This window comes from Ideonella lacteola, assembly GCF_038066555.1.
Classification (GTDB): Bacteria; Pseudomonadota; Gammaproteobacteria; order Burkholderiales; family Burkholderiaceae_C; genus Ideonella; species Ideonella lacteola.
In genome coordinates this window covers 188,624-204,053 of sequence record NZ_JBBUTG010000010.1, presented here as the reverse complement: position 1 = coordinate 204,053, position 15,430 = coordinate 188,624, and the positions used below count along the sequence as shown (strand labels likewise).

Sequence of the window (15,430 nt, the reverse complement as noted above, 5' to 3'; positions counted from 1 at the left end):
CCGCTCAGCTGCAGCCGCAGGTGCCGCAGCCGCTGCCGCAGCAGGCGGTGCCTTCAGCCTTGGCTTCGGTGTCGCAGGGGCAGCACTCCGGCCCGGCGGCCGCGTCGGCCGAGCTGGCCGATGTCGCGGCACCGGAGCCGCATGAGCTGCCGCTGCCACACGACGAGCCACTGTCGCAGCAGCTGCTGCTCGCGCTGGCACTGGCCTTCGCCAGCGCCGCCTGGGCCGCAGCGATGGCGGCGGGCGACGGCGGGGCACATCCACAGCCAGCGGGCTGTTCGACGGCGTAGGTGTCGCAGCACGGGCTGCCATCCGCTTTCGGTTGGTTGTTCTCGCAGCATGGGGCGGCCACGTTGGTGGGATCACAGCACGGCGACTCCAGGCGCAGCCCCGCCGTGGCGGTGGCGGTGTCCGACGTGCCGCAACTCGAACCGGGGCCGCAGCCGCCGGCCCCGCAGCTCGAGGCCCCGCCGGCATCGCTGCCACAGCCGGAGCCCGATCCACATCCGCCGGCGCCGCACGACGATGCGCCACGGGCCAGGGCCGGCACATCCACGACCGAGAAGGCCTCGGCGTACGGCGACAGGCGCAAACGGTCGGCGGTGGCATCACACACTTCCACCGCTTCGAAGCGCTTGAACTCGTGGTCTTCCTCGTCCTTCACGCTGGCGTAAGGGCCGAGGTAGACGGCGATGTGGCCGCCATAGTGGCATTCGGAGGACCGCGGCAGCTTGAACGCGCGCAGCGTCAAGGAGCCGAAGTTGTAGCCCTCCAGCTCGCGCCACGGGGTCTCGGCCAGCTGCGTGAGGCCGAGGAAGCCGATGCTCTCGTAGGTGTCGACCAGGCGGCCCACGGGGATGGCGCCGGTGTAGCACTCGGCCCAGAGGATCTCGTTGTCCTGGTCTTCCGGATCGATGTCGCGATCGACGACGATGTCTGAAATCACCATGCGGCCGCCCGGCTTCAGCACCCGCAGGATTTCCTTCAGGACCTCGTCTTTCTTCGGCGACAGGTTCAGCACGCAGTTCGAGATCACCAGATCGACGCTGTTGTCAGCGACCGGCAACTCCTCGATCACGCCCTTGCGGAACTCGACGACGTCGAAGCCCAGGTTCTTGGCGACGATCTTGTTGAACTCGCCAGCCTGCTGCAGCATGTCGTCGGTCATGTCGATGCCGATGACCTTGCCGGTCTTGCCCACCATCTTGGCGGCCACGAAGCAATCGATGCCGACGCCCGAGCCCAGATCGAGCACGACCTCGCCGTTGCCCACGCCCGCCTTGAGCAGCGGGCTGCCGCAGCCGTAGTTGCGATCGAGGGCTTCCTTCGGAACGTGCGCGAGCAGGTCAGCGCGGTACGACTGCGGGCAGCACAAGCCCGCCGGCGCCTTCGCGGCTTCCCCGTACACGGACTTGACCGTGTCCTTTTTCGATTCTGAAACTGCCATGTCCATGTGCAGGTCTCCCGGAATGAGGTTGAGGTCGACTGAAGGCGCTCAGGCCTTGTCGTAGCAGTTGCAGCGCGACAGGTTGTTGGCCACTTCGGCCGCCTTGATCGCGCCCAGCACGTGCATCGTCACGTTGCCGTCGATGCCGTCGACCTTCACGCCCTTCAGGCGGGCCTTGAAGTCTTCTTCGCAGCAGTCGTCCTCGCAGCCGGGGCCGCCGGGGGCGCACTTGTTGGCCATGGCCTGCATCTTGTCGACCCGGATTTCGGGGCCGACCACATCGACATCGACGCCGTCGTGGGTCTCGGTCATGCCGGTGACGTTCTTGCTCAGGTTCATATCTCGCTCCGTTGTGTGGGGGGATGGTGGGCGGGCTGGCGGACCAGCTCAGTGCAGAGTGGCCGAGATCTCGGCCGCCTTGGCGCCGTAGATTCGCCAGACATTGCCTTCAGGATCGATGACCTGCAGGTGGGGTTGCTGAGCGGTGGTGTGCGCCCAGACGTAAGACGAGGTTTGCAGCCGCGCGACCATGCGGTCGATCACCTGCGTGTCTTTCACCTCGATGCCGAATCGACCGTTGCCCTTGGCGTTCTTGGGCACCTCGTTCAGCGAGAAGTTGAGCGGCGGCTCGCGCAGATCGAACTTGGCGTAGCCCTCTCTCACCGTGTGCGGCGTCACGCCGAAGAGAACCTCGTAGAAGGGGATCATCGGCTCGACCTTCTTGACGTTCAACGCGATGTGAAAGCGCGTCTTCGTCGGGAACTCGACGGCGCTGTCGGCCGTGGGTGGCGGGTTGGTCTTGGCCAGGCCCCAGATGCTGGATGTCATGGATCTTCTCCGTGAGAGGTGGATGGCGAACGCGGGCCGTGGCGTCAATTGCAGCCGCCGGCTTCGCAGGCACAGGTCGGGCCACAACGGATCTCGCTGGTCGCCTCGCCCGTCACGACGAAGATCTCCCACTGGTTGCCATCGGGGTCGTCGATCCACGCCTTGTTGGCCACCGAGAAGCAGCAGGCGGTCTCGGCTTCTTCGAGCTGGGCCGAGAACCCCTTGGCTTCGACGCGTTGCTTGTAGCGGGCGATGTCGGCGGTGGTCTTGAGCTGGATGCCCATGTGGCCGTCGCGCCGAGTTGCCGCTGAATCCTCACGCAGCACGAAGTCGACGGCCGGGTTGTACGGATTGAACCGGGCAAAACCTTCCCCCACTTCGACAGGCGGTCGATTGAAGAGCGCCTGGTAAAAGACAACCGAGCGCTGAACATCTTTCACGCTCAGCTCCACGTGGGGTCGGGTCTCGGTGGGAAAGTCGAGTCCTTGGGTGACGGCGGTGGATTTGGCCAGCGTGGTGGTTGGCGCTTGCGCGACAGCAGACATGTGCAGCTCCTTCAAGCAAAGTGCTTCTGCGATGAAGGGCATTACATCGGCCGCCTACTGCAGCGACAAGCTGGCCGGCCGTACAGGCCGCGGGGTGCCGCCGCGCACCGGAGCGGTCGCTCGTGCGGGCGCTCAGGCAGCCAGTCTGGCCAGAGTCAGGCGAACGCGTTGAGACTCATGGAAACATCAAAGTGCTGTCCGCCGGCCCGCGGCCCCATCCGAGCATCACGAAGAAGCCCGTGACTCTTCAGCGCTCCACAGCTGCCGGTCAGGCCCGGGATTTGCCCCCAGAGTTCGCACCGCGCAACGCGGTGGTGCCCCTCGTGGGACATCAACTCGAAAGGCCAGCCTCGGAGAGATCATGATCAAGAAAGCGCACATCAGTGGAAAGGTCGAGTACCGCGAAGGGGACGGCCCCAACATCACGATTCGCCGCGGGCCCTGCGAGATTGCCGAGACCGCACACGACGCCACGATCAGCTGGAACGACGAGGATTCGCGGGGCTCGGCCGCCATCCCCATTTCGGACTACCGGCGTCACCTCGCGAGTGGTGCCATTCAGCTCGACCAGCCTCGATGACGCTGCAACGACATCGCCCGAACGGGCCGATGGACGCACCTCGCCCGCAGCCAGCGGCGCGCGGGGATCGGCGTCTTGCCGCCTTGCCTTTGAGAAGGGGCTTGCGTAACCTGAGGCGATGCCCACGCCCCCACAAGCTTCCGACCTCTTCGACCCCCAGCGCCACGAGCCGCTGACCACCACCCCCTGGAGCGATGCCGCCGCGCGCGCGGCCATTCAGCGCATCTGCGCCGCGGCAGAGGACGAGTTCGACGAGGCGCAGGGCCACTGGGCGTGGCACCCCCAGGACGATCCGCCCGAGCCCGGCGCCCGCTCGTTCAACTTCTACTGGGGTGCGTCTGGGGCGGTCTGGGCGCTGCGTCATCTGTCTGCGCAAGGCGCGGTGGCGATCCAGCGCGACTACACGCACTGGATCGAACAGTACCCCGCCTGCATGCAACGCGAGTCGGCCGAAGAGATGCACGGCTGCGCGTCGTACCTCTTCGGCGAAAGCGCCCCGCTGCTGTTGGCTTGGCAAGCCACGCAGCGCAGTGAGTACGCCGAGCGCCTCTACCTCGTCGTGAAGAGCAACTTGCACAACAGTCCGCAAGAACCGCTGTGGGGCAACGCAGGCAGCATGCTCGCCGCCATCCATGCCGCCGAGGCCATGCGCGACGAACACGAGGCGCAGCGATGGGCGGCCCTCTTGAGTGAGGCCACCGAGGCACTGTTGAGCGACATGGTGCTGGACCCGGACACCGGCACCTGGATCTGGCATCAAGACCTGTATGGCCGGCGCAGCCGCTTTCTCGGGGCGGGGCACGGGCTGGCGGGCAATGCGTTCGCCGCACTGCGCGCCAGCCGCTGGGCCGACGCCGCCACCGTGGCGACGATCGAGCAGCGCTCGCTGCAAACGCTGGTCGCCACAGCGCTGCATGCCACGCTGCCAACGCCGCAGGGCGCTGTGGACCTGGTGAACTGGCATGTGCTGGTCGACCCAGAGCGCATTGCGGCCATGCTGGCCAAGGGTGGGCGGCCACTGGTGCAAGACTGCCACGGCGCGCCCGGCATCATCTGCCGCCTGGCCGGCTCGCCCCACGCCCCCGACGACATGCTGCGCGCCGCCGGCGAACTCACCTGGCACGCAGGCCCCCTGAGCAAAGGCCCCTCGCTGTGCCACGGCACGGCCGGCAGTGCGATGGCCTGCCTCAAGCTGTGGCGCCGCTGGAATGAACCGCTGTGGCTCGCCCGCGCCCGCCAGCTTGCCCTGCATGCCGCCGAACAGGTCGAAGCCGCACGAGCACGCCACGGCCAGGGCCGCCACAGCCTGTGGACAGGCGACCTCGGTGTCGCCTGCACGCTGTGGAGCTGCCTTCGCGAGGTCGACCATTTCCCGACGCTGGATGTGTTTTGAGGCCGGGGGGATCCGCGTGGTCTGAGCTGCCCCGCCCTCCTTCCGGCTCCTCGTCCCCTCCACCGCGCCACCGCCCAGCCCGCGGCCGCGAGCCCATGCCGCGACGCAGCCTTTGCGAGAAATCGTAAGTGAGTTGGGAGCGGCGTTTCACACGGGCCGGCCGGTCCGTTGCCGCACCTCTTCAGAAACATTGCTTTACACCTCAGCGCGCAGCGGAGACGGCGGAGCCCTCACCATCGGCACCGCTTTAGAACCGTTTCCAAAGAGGAGTCCAGCATGTCGACTGAACGCGGCCCAGGTGCTGCTCGACGCATGGCGGCCACCCATTCGGCGGCCATTGTTCTGGTGGCGTCACTCGCTGCATGTGGTGGCGGCGAAGACCCCGGCGCCACCGACCAGAACGAAGCCGATGCTGGCCGTGCCACGGCCCTCGCGGTCGATGCCTCGGGCCAGGCCGGCGATGTGGGCCAAGCGCCCGAGCGAGTCGAGGCCAAGGGCCCAGGCGTTCCGATCAAGCCGGTGACGGCCACCGCCTCGGGGTACGACGGGAACATGGTCCCGAAGAACGCCATCGACGGCAATATGAGCACGCGCTGGGCCGGCAACAACGCCGACAACGCGTGGATCCAGTTCGACTTCGGCAAGAAGGTCGAGTTGGGCTACCTGAAGCTGACCTGGGAGAACGCGTACGGCAAGGCCTACACGCTGCAGGTGTCAGACGACGGCGTGAAATGGAAAGACCTGCGAAAGCAGACGGCCGGCGCCGGCGGCACCGAGGAGTACTTCAACCTCAGCGTCACGAACCGCTATCTGCGCCTGCAAGGCGTGACCCGCGGGACGCAGTACCCCTACTCGCTCTACGAGGTGGAGTTCAAGACGCCTGGCAGCGACAACACACTGCCGAAGCTGGCCACCTCGCCGACGGATGTGCCCAAGACCGACGCCTACGTGCCGATGCTGCCGCTGAAGCAGCCGCCGCTGGAGTCGACCCAGTTCACGCTGGCAGACGGCACGCTCGTCACCCGCTTCGGCGTGGTGGGCCGCAGCCGCCACGCCCGCGAGCGCGGTGAAGACTGGAACGAGATCGGCTACGGGCCCAATGAGACGGTCGACGGCGCGGGCAACCCCGTGGACAAAGGGCCCGGCGCGTACCTGAACTTCGTCCCCAACTATTTCAAGAACCGCAGCTGGGGCGTCGAGATCATCGACAACAGCCGCGTCGCGGGCATCACCAAGCCCACCCTGCGCGTGAACCAGTACTACCAGCAAGCGCAGCTGGCTGGTGGCCACTCGTTCTTCCGTGGCTTCGACCGCCCGGGCGTCACCGGCTATGGCTGGATGGCGTCGGGCCAATTGGTTGACCCAGACCTCTACGGCACGGGCCGTGCCGACTGCCCGGTGGTGCCCAAGCCGCCCAACGGCAAGCTGCTCAACGACAGCGGCCTGAACGACGGCTGCAGCGTGACGGTGGACAGCTACCCCGGACACGCCGACCTCAGCCCCGATGCCAACGGCGTGCTCGTTCCCAATGGCCGCACCATCCCGGCGCGACCGTTGGTGGCCGGTGACGTGATCGAGTTCACCCCGTCGTTCTTCTCCACCCGCGAAGCCATGGGCTCAGACCTGGGTGGCCTGCGCTACTACACGACGGAACTGACCTACGTGATGGGCACGGGCCTGCGCCCGTGGTACGGGGTGCAGCCGCGGCTGATGAACGCACCGCTGCCCGCTGAAACGCTGCAGGGCGGCATCGGCTCGGTCTCGTACGACTATGCCGACAACGGCGCGTACATGTTCCAGCAGCAGCAGAACAACATCGGCATGGAGAACATGCAGCGCTTCGTGGAAGGGCGGCGACTGCTGCACACGAACATGCGCACCGGCGAGCACAACGAGCCCGGCAACGACCGCTACGACCCGGCCATCGGCCTGCTCGGGCCGCGCTTCAACCAGAGCTCGTGCTTTGGCTGCCACGTCAACAACGGCCGCAGCCCTGCCCCATCTGAAATCGGCCAGAAGCTGGATCACATGGCCTTGCGCGCGGCCATGCTCAATGCCGATGGCAAACAGGTGCCTCACGACCGATATGGTGCGGCCGTGCAGATGAACGCGGCGTCCAGTGACGGCAAGCCGCAGGACTGGGGCACCGGCGTGCGGGTGAAGAGCTTCACCAACAAGGAAGTCTTGTTGGACGACGGCACCAAGGTCGTGTTGCGCCAGCCGCTGGTGGAGTTTGATGGCGACAAGCCGGCCATCTACTCGCTGCGCGCCGCCATGCCGCTGATCGGCGGAGGGCTGCTCGAATCGGTGCTCGAATCGGACATCCTCTCGCGGGTGCGCCAGACGCCCGACGCCGACGGCGTCAAGGGCCAGGCCAACTACGTGTACGACCCTGAGACGGGCGACGTGCGGCTCGGCCGCTTCGGCTGGAAGGCTTCGAAGGTGAGCCTGCGTCACCAGGCCGCCAGCGCGCTGCTGGACGACATGTCGGTCACTTCGCCGATCTACCCCAGCCGCGACTGCCTGGCCGGCCCCGCCACCTGCAAGACGGGCAAGCCTGATCGCGGCGTTTCGGCCGAAGAACTGCAGAAGATCGAGCAGTACCTGCAGTTGCTGGCGGTGCCGGCGCAGCGCAGCCTGGCCAGCGGGTTCCCGAAGGGCGTCTCGCCGCTCAAGGACCTGGATGTCAACCCGAAGCAGGTCGCCGCGGGTGCCAAGCTGTTCAACAACACCTTGCGCTGCACGGCGTGCCACGTCGCAGAAATGAAGACCGGCAAGGGCCACCTGATGGAAGAGCTTCGCACTCAGACCATCAAGCCGTACTCCGACTTGTTGCTGCATGACATGGGCCCGGACCTCGCCGACGACTACACCGAGGGCCGCGCCAAAGGCAATATGTGGCGCACGCCGCCGCTGTGGGGCCTTGGCTATACCGACCGTGCGATGGAAGGCCAAGGCACGGTGGGCTACCTGCACGACGGCCGCGCGCGCAACCTCACCGAGGCGGTGATGTGGCACGGCGGTGAAGCCACCGCCTCACGCAAGCGCTTCGCCGCCTTGTCCGCCGCGGATCGCGCAGCGCTCATGGCCTTCCTGCGCTCGCTCTGAACGGGGCCGGGGCTCGTCGCTGCGCACGCAAGTCGAGCGCAGCAGGCGAGTGCCGGCGCCTTGTCCCATCCACTCTGGAGAATGAGATGAAGTCGTTGGTTGCGCTGTTCCCACTCCTCGCGTCGGCGTTGCTTTCTGCCGCCGGCGCCAACGCCGCGTCGGCGGCCACCAACCCGGAGGGCTTCACCGGCGTCTTCGGCGGCGGCCCGCTCTACATCACCTCGAAGGGTGCTTCGGCCAACATCACCGAGTTGCAGAACTCGGGCTTCACCGAAGTCATCGTCTGGAGCGTTGAGGTCAAGCCCAACGGCGACCTCAACCTGAACGGCGAGTTTCCGCTGACCTCCAACGGCGTCTACGTGGGCGGCCAGACTTATCCCGACTTCGCCTCGGACATGGCCCGCCTCAAGCAAGGCAAAGTCCGCCGCGTCACGTTCAGCATCGGCTCATCCAACGTGGGCGACTGGCAAGCCATCACCGCGCTCGTGCGCAGCCAGGGCACCGGCCCCGACAGCATCCTCTACAAGACCTTTGCCGCGCTGAAAGCCGCGATCCCGGCCATCGACGCGATCGACTTCGACGACGAGAACAGCTTCGACCTCCCCACCACGGTGAAATTCGGCGTCATGCTCGGCAAGCTGGGCTACCACGTGATGCCCGACCCGTTCTTCAACGCCTCGTACTGGACACAGGTCGTCTCGCAGATCAACGCGAAGCGCCCCGGCACCGTCGATGGCGTGCACCTGCAGACGTATGCCGGCGGCTCCGGCAACAGCCCATGCCATGGCTGGGACTTCGGCGACGTGCCGGTCTTCCCCTACGTGTGGGACCGCGACAAGACGCCCAAGCAGACGTATCAGCAGATGGACGCCTGGCACACCGAATGCGGCATCGTCGGCGGCGGCCTCTGGCTGTACGACGACTTCGTCGGCACGGGCGAAGCCGCGCAATACGCCAAGGCGGTGAACCGCGGCGTCAAGTAGCGGCGGCGGCGCCCGTTAGCCCGCGCCAGGTCAAGTGACGCGCCAGAGTTCTTTCATCAGCCTTGGGTTGAATCCGCCATTCAAGGCGTGATCGCCGCGGGCGAAGGCCCCTGGCCCATCGGCGCCCACCGGCGCTCACTCTGTCGACCTGAGACCTGGGCGCCAGCGTCGTCTCGTTGACCGACGTGGGAATCGTCATGTTTCAGCCGAAGCGCTGAAGGCCGCGATGTGGCGCGTTTCGTCACCGTGTGATGATGCGCCCCGCCATGTTCAGCCTGATCCGCACCGTTGTCCGCCGCGCCCGCCAGGAACGCCTCGCGCAGGTGGCAGGTAGCCTCACATTCACGACTGTGCTGTCGATCGTGCCGTTCTTGACGGTCGCCTTTGCGTTGTTCACGCGGTTCCCGGTATTTCGCCGGTTCGAAGGGGCTATTGAGGAGCACCTGCTCAAGGGCCTGCTGCCCTCCAACATGTCCAGCCCGGTGTTGCGCTATTTGCGCCAGTTCGCCGACAACGCGAGCGGCCTCACGTTGGTAGGAACGCTGTTTCTGGTGGTGACGGCGATCGCCATGCTGCTCACCATCGAGAACGCACTCAACCAGATCTGGGGTGTGAAAAGGCCCAGACCCCTCCTGAGGCGGATGGGCCTCTACGTGCTGATGCTCGCCATCGTCCCGCCCGCGTTGGGCGTGAGTCTGTGGGCCATGTCGTACGTGCTTGGAATGTCCATCGGACTGCTCGGCACCGTGCCGCCGGCAGCGCAGTTCGCGCTGACACTGGGACCCGTCTTGCTCGGAGCCCTGGGCCTGACGACGATGTTCCGCTTCGTGCCCAACGCCGCGGTAGGTTGGCCCGAAGCGGCGCTGGGTGGGGTGTTCGCGGCTGCAGCGCTCGAACTCGGCAAGCGAGCGTTTGCCACCTATGTGCTCAAGTTCCCCACATACAAGGCGGTGTACGGCGCGTTCGCGACGCTCCCGATCTTCTTGCTGTGGGTGTACTTCTCCTGGCTCGTGACCCTCGCCGCGGCGCTGGTGGCAGCGAACTGGGGACGCCACTCGGCAAAGCCCGCGCCCCGTCGCCGAAGTCCAGCGAGGAGATGACCATGGCCACCCTGCGCCCGTCCCGGCGAGGGGCTTTGGATGCGGCGATGACTTGAGGAGCTCCTGTCCATGCTGCGGCGCTTCACTCAGGACTGGATGTGGGATGCCCGTGAAGCGGATGTCCATCGCCAATGAAGTCGTAGGCAGCCAGCGACGTGATCGAAGAACGAAGGCCTGACCGACAAAGATGTCGTAGACGAGGTGGAATCGCTACGACTCGACGGCTGGGATCCAGCCCGGGGTGCCCAGGAATTCATCCGCCCCATGATTGGCCCATATTCAATCGGCGCCCTCAGGTTAGCCGAGATAACGATCGTGGAAGCGGTAGATCCGCCCTCGCTCGTTCAACTCACTCACGCGCTGCAAGCTCTCCACGTCGGAAGTGCTCTGACGGCGCAAGGTCGCGTACAGCAGGTAGAACTCGGTCTCCAGATCGCCGGCAAAGATCCCGGGGTCGTCGGAACCCAGGCACGTCATGATGGCCGGGTCGCCGGTTTCGACATGGCCGGGTACACGCATCCAGCGCAATGCATGGTGCTCGTCGATGCAGTAGTACTGACTGATCCGGACGTTGCTCGATGGCAAGGTCTCGATCAGCACAGACCGGTCGGCGACAGCCTGCATCAGCGCCTGCTGCAGCCGGAGGTAGGCGGGCGCATCGAGAAAGCCGGCTTCCCTCGAGATCCACTCGTCGGTCCGTTCCTGGATGCCTTCGTCGCTGAGCCACTTCCAGAGTAACTTGACCTGTCGAGGCTGTTCGTCCCGTGCGCGACGGACCATCGCCGACTCTTCGCGCCAGAGATCGCTTAGGGGTTCACTGTCGGCGCCGTCCGGGTCGACCTCGTGGCGAAGAAGCGATCGCCGGCATAAGCCGCGGAGGGCCATCGCGCCTTCGAGGTCGCGGGCCGGAATGGACTCTCCGAAGACCTCCCGGGCTGTGGCCTCCAACTCGCGTTGCAGGCGGTGCGCTGTAGCCTGCATGTCAGGCAGGTCGCGCAGCAGTTGCCAGCCGGCCAGCAAGCCGAACAGCCATTCGCCGCGAGTGAGGGTGAGCCTGTCGGGCATGCGATCGAGCCACAAGGTGGGTCGGATGCCCATAGCGGTCCCGTGCCCGATGCGATCGCCGTCCCTCAGGTCCAGCAGGGTCAAGGCCTCCCAGATGGCCGCGATGCCTGAGAGCAGATGCCGGAAGTCCTCACCCGCGTGGTAGCTGCGTCGCGTCAGGCCTGCCCGCTGACAGACGCGATACACAGGAGCAAAAACGTCGGCGGGCGCGTGCAGTTCGTTCGCGGCCGCATCGACGCCCCGCACCCAGGTCCGCAGCCGCGGCCAAGTCGACAGCGATCGCAGCAGCACGCCTGTCACCTGGCGCAGGCGCTTGTCCAGGGCATGGTGCCGGTAGGGGCCGGCGCGGTGTCGCGGGGTCGCCGACCAGGGTTGCTTGATGAAGTGCGCGACCAGGGTCAGGCGATGGATAGCCCGGTGCGAGGTGGGCGGCTTCGCGAAGTAGCGATCGAGTTCGGCCAGCACGTCCGACAGCGTCCTCGGCTTGCGGTTGGCCGTCTGGCCTGCCGCATCGACCTCATGCAGGTAGCTGCAATAGCCGCCCAGTATCGAGCGCAAGAGCGTCTCAGCCCCTTCGAGCGAATCCTTGGGCGCGAATCGCCCCTCCAGATAGCCGACCTTGCTGGTGGAGGACCTGCCATGCATGGCGAGGAAGCGACTCCGGTAGTCCTTTTCCGCCGGCGCGCGAAGCTCCGTGAGGGTGAACTTCTGGAACTGGTCGAATCCATACTGCGGCTCGCCCTGCACCAAGAGCCGGTAGTGCTCGTGCATCAGCAGCAGATAGGCGTGAAGCATCCGGGACAGCGTCGCGCGGGGCTGCGTCTGCAGGGCAGCGAGCAGCCTGGACATCCAGGCCAGCTCGTCGCCGATCTCGATGCCTTGACGCCTGGGCAAGTTGGGCGTTTGCAAACCGACCGACCACTCGGATTCGTCCAGGTCGTCCAGGTCCTGGCAGGAGGCTGGAAATCGCGCGCTAGGAGCGATCTGATGCTCGCTCGCGGCCATCAGCCAGGCGCGCAGGCGGCCTGCGACCCGCAGGTGTCGGTAGAAGACATGGGGCGTCAGACCGGGATTGGCCTGCTCGACGAGGTCATGAATGCGAACCGCATGGGCGCCCCGGGTCCAGGCCTTGACGAAACCCTCGCTCTCGGCCCGCGGATCGCCGAGAGCCCGGAGCCAGCACACCTCGGCGTGGGTGCTTCCATTCAGGTGCAGGTGTGTCTCGTGCAAGCCGTCACGGTCGGTGTAGGCGGAGACGGGGGGCTCGTCGGGGCGCAGCATCGGCAGCACCTGCCGCTGCCACGGGACCTGCGGTCGATCCCCCCGGGTGCGTTGAAGTTCGATGGCACGCGCACCATCGACCACGGACTCGGGCCGAGCCCACAAGTCTGCTGCGGCGCGTACGGGGAGCGTGGACATCCGGCTGGCCAGCCCTTGCTGCCAGGCACCGAGCTGATCGCGTCGCAACCGGGCCTCGCCGTGTCGCCATTCCAGGAACTCGTCACGCAATTCGAGCAGCAGTGCCAAGGGCAGGCTGACCTGCCGAGATTGACGTTGACTCAGCTGCTGCCACGCCGAATCGAAGACGTGATCGGGGTAGCGAGCCGCCCAGGACTGGAACGCCAGATAGACCGGCTGGCGGAGTTCCAACCAACCCAGCCCAGAGGTGAAGGGCGTCGACCAGGCGGCCTGGAGGACGCGGTGATCCGACAGCGCCAGGATGGCCAGGAGAGAGCCGACCGAAGTGGCTTGGGCGTTCATTCGGCGTCAGGGTCGGCGCTCGCTGCAGGCGCCGTGTCGTCAGTCGATGCGGAACGCTTGGAAGTTGCTGGTCCCCCGGTGACCGAGATCTTTTTCATATAGCGTGCGAGGACTACCGGGCGCAGCAGCTTCTTGATCGACTCTTTGTTGGTGCCGGCCGGGAACAGCCCCATGAGCGCGTCCGCGCAATCGTCGGTCGACTCCAGCAGCCCAAGAATCAAGGGGCAGGTTGCCACGATGGAGGTCAGCGGCAATTCCTCCCGGCGAACGCTCATTCCTTTCAGTTTGTCGACGAAGGCCTTTGTCGAGACACGTGGGTTCCGTCTATCCTGGACAGAGGCGGTTGGCGTCGCCGAGGGCTTCACTAGCAGATGGTGTTCCGACTCTTCCACGAGGAAGGCGTTGATCACGCACTGCGCGAAGATCTCCATGACTTCACAGAAGTCTGCTCGCGGCCGCAAGTCGCCAAAGGCGTTCTGGAGGCTGAAGAAGATGCGTGACCAGATCTTTCCCAAGGCGACGGCCGAAGGCGAAATGGCGTCCTTCAGGTTGATCGACTCGGCTCGCCACTTGGTCATCTCGTTCCAAAGGAAGCTTCGCCTATCCAGCCCCTCTGTCTTAGCGTTCTTGGATTTGGCAGGTTCGGGTCCCTCGTCGGACACGTCGTACCCGGCGCGCGACCAACTCGGCGCGGACACAGTCAATGCCGGATACATGCGGTCGAGAAGTGTGTTCGATTCTTCCGGACCGGATGACAGCAGCTTCTCCATGATGCCCAGCAAGACGAAGATCGACGCATAGGTCCGCATACCCGATGGGCTTGAGACATCGACCATTGCGAGGGCGAACACGGGGAACGGCACATTGTCGTCGGCAAGCGCGCTTCGAATGGCCGTGCTGGCTGCCAATTCGCCCGTGTTATGACGCCCCTTTCGATTCAGCCCGATCACCCCTGGAAGGACGACCCGGACCTTCGGGTTGATGCTGTATGGCAAGGCGATGACGGCCGTCGCGCGTCTCGCCCAGTCCAGGGCATCTTCCTTGCGGCCCATGCCCATGTAGGACTTGAATCGATAGCGCCGCACCTCCTCCGGAACGCCCGGATCCATCTGGCCCTCGGCCAGTGTGTACAGGCTGACACTGCCGGGCCCGCGCAGCAGATAGCGAAGCGTCGTCCCAGGCTGCATGGCGCACACTTTCGGCACTTCCGCTGCCAACGCCATGAAGCTCGATCGAATGTCTTGATTGGCGGACATGGGCCGCAGATAGGGCGCCGTGTCCAGATCGCCGTCCAGAAGCGACAGGTCGAACACGGCCTGCGTCAACACGTCCAATTCCTTGTCCGACAGGGCCTCCACGTCCAACGCGAACTTGTAGAGGCTGGTCAAGGAAAGGCTCTGCAGCGCACTTGCCAAGTCTTCGGTCAGTTCGGTCGACCAATCGGCGTCCTCGAATTTCCCGTCCTTGCCGACCGCGAGGTGTTGTGAACACCTGGACATGACCTGCAACACCGAGCGCAAGGGTTGGGTTGCCAGGAACTCGACATACAGAGCGATGTCGGAGGTGGCCTTGACACGAAGCCCGCGCTTCACGATGGCCGCCAGCAGGTCCTTGGCCTTTGGCGTGGCGCTAGCCCATAGCAAACTCGTGACGCGACAGGTCGAATCCGCCCGATCCATAAGGTGCTGCAGCGGCAACAACTGACTTCGTCGGCGAATCGGAAAGAGCTTCAGCAGGTATTGCTCTTCCAGATGGTCGATCATGCGCAGGTACTGCGCGGATCGATCGCCAGGCTTCGAGTTTCGGGTGAGGTCCAACGCGGCTTTGGGGTCGTCTGCGACAGTCTTTGCGAAGTGCCGTCGCACGAGCAGCGAATAGAGCTCCATGTCCCCGGTGACCATGACCATCACCAGCGGCGCGTCGAGGTATTTCCTGATGCATTCCAGCACCGCGATGGCCTGCGATGCGTTCGTGTCGCCGTCGTCGAAGGCCCACATCAGTGCCTTCACGCCCAGGATGCGGCAGGCGATGGCGAAAAGCTGATGCAGCTTCGCGCGCAGGCTCGCTCCGTCGCTTGCGCGTTCCAGCCCCCAGTCGAGGAAGAGGTCCGGATCGTGACCGTCGAGCGGGTGGTAGTCCCGGGCAAACAGGCTCAACCCGCCAGCGACGCCCTTGAAGGCCTGTCGCCATTCGTCGCGAAGGCGTTCGTCCTCGCCATGCCGTAGGCCCTTGAGTTCGCTGTCGACCCGCTTCTTGAGGCCTTGGAGGATCAACAGCAGTGGCACTTCACCCAGCTCAAGGCGACTGGGATCGATCAGCCCGATGAAGGCCATCCGGCGGCTGATTTCCTTGTCTTCCTCGAATGCCTTCTTGACGGAGCTCATGAAGGTGGACTTGCCGGCGCCGCGCGTACCGTCCAGGAACTGCGTCCACCCTCCGCCGGTCTGTTCCTCGCCATCGGTCGAGGCCCCCGGATCGGCCAAGTCCCTTAGATGCAGGACCACCTGCTCTCGAAGACGCGCGTACTGCCGGCGATGGACCAATTGATCCTCGGGCAGCGCCCGGGCGCTGTCGCCATGGTTCAGGTCAATCAGGACGTCGGACATTTGCGGCATGTCAG

At 65.5% G+C, this 15,430-nt stretch carries 11 protein-coding genes; 5 read left to right on the top strand and 6 right to left on the bottom strand.

Features of this window, described 5'->3' with window-relative positions:
- Window positions 1-4: 4 nt before the first annotated feature.
- From AACH06_RS16785 to AACH06_RS16770, 4 genes are read right to left on the bottom strand one after another with little or no spacing between them, the layout of a single operon-like run.
- Window positions 5-1,447, bottom strand: a complete 1,443-nt coding sequence (locus tag AACH06_RS16785) for a methyltransferase domain-containing protein (RefSeq protein ID WP_341426893.1) — start codon at window positions 1,445-1,447, stop codon at window positions 5-7.
- Between the two features lie 48 nt (window positions 1,448-1,495).
- The gene (locus AACH06_RS16780; protein ID WP_341426892.1) at window positions 1,496-1,786 is read right to left on the bottom strand and encodes a hypothetical protein; all 291 of its coding nucleotides are present in this window, start codon (window positions 1,784-1,786) and stop codon (window positions 1,496-1,498) included.
- A gap of 48 nt (window positions 1,787-1,834) precedes the next feature.
- Window positions 1,835-2,275 (bottom strand): VOC family protein, encoded by a 441-nt coding sequence (locus AACH06_RS16775; RefSeq protein WP_341426891.1) that lies wholly within the window; start codon window positions 2,273-2,275, stop codon window positions 1,835-1,837.
- A gap of 44 nt (window positions 2,276-2,319) precedes the next feature.
- On the bottom strand, window positions 2,320-2,820 hold the full coding sequence (locus AACH06_RS16770) for a VOC family protein (RefSeq protein ID WP_341426890.1): 501 nt from the start codon (window positions 2,818-2,820) through the stop codon (window positions 2,320-2,322).
- Window positions 2,821-3,181: 361 nt separating this feature from the next.
- Between AACH06_RS16770 and AACH06_RS16765 the strand changes: the two genes are divergently transcribed.
- From AACH06_RS16765 to AACH06_RS16745, 5 genes are all read left to right on the top strand, one after another.
- Window positions 3,182-3,400: a hypothetical protein gene (locus AACH06_RS16765; protein ID WP_341426889.1), complete on the top strand. Its 219-nt coding sequence runs from the start codon at window positions 3,182-3,184 to the stop codon at window positions 3,398-3,400.
- Between the two features lie 118 nt (window positions 3,401-3,518).
- Window positions 3,519-4,793 (top strand): lanthionine synthetase C family protein, encoded by a 1,275-nt coding sequence (locus tag AACH06_RS16760; RefSeq protein WP_341426888.1) that lies wholly within the window; start codon window positions 3,519-3,521, stop codon window positions 4,791-4,793.
- Between the two features lie 276 nt (window positions 4,794-5,069).
- Window positions 5,070-7,901 carry a di-heme oxidoredictase family protein gene (locus AACH06_RS16755; protein ID WP_341426887.1) on the top strand — a complete coding sequence of 944 codons (2,832 nt, stop codon included), beginning with the start codon at window positions 5,070-5,072 and terminating at the stop codon, window positions 7,899-7,901.
- Window positions 7,902-7,987: 86 nt separating this feature from the next.
- The gene (locus AACH06_RS16750; RefSeq protein ID WP_341426886.1) at window positions 7,988-8,884 is read left to right on the top strand and encodes a hypothetical protein; all 897 of its coding nucleotides are present in this window, start codon (window positions 7,988-7,990) and stop codon (window positions 8,882-8,884) included.
- A gap of 266 nt (window positions 8,885-9,150) precedes the next feature.
- On the top strand, window positions 9,151-9,984 hold the full coding sequence (locus tag AACH06_RS16745; protein WP_341426885.1) for a YihY family inner membrane protein: 834 nt from the start codon (window positions 9,151-9,153) through the stop codon (window positions 9,982-9,984).
- A gap of 297 nt (window positions 9,985-10,281) precedes the next feature.
- Here the strand turns inward: AACH06_RS16745 and AACH06_RS16740 are convergent, their stop codons facing one another.
- On the bottom strand, window positions 10,282-12,330 hold the full coding sequence (locus tag AACH06_RS16740) for an amidohydrolase family protein (RefSeq protein ID WP_341426884.1): 2,049 nt from the start codon (window positions 12,328-12,330) through the stop codon (window positions 10,282-10,284).
- A gap of 476 nt (window positions 12,331-12,806) precedes the next feature.
- Complete coding sequence (locus tag AACH06_RS16735; protein ID WP_341426883.1) at window positions 12,807-15,416, bottom strand: hypothetical protein; 2,610 nt, start codon at window positions 15,414-15,416, stop codon at window positions 12,807-12,809.
- Window positions 15,417-15,430: the final 14 nt, after the last annotated feature.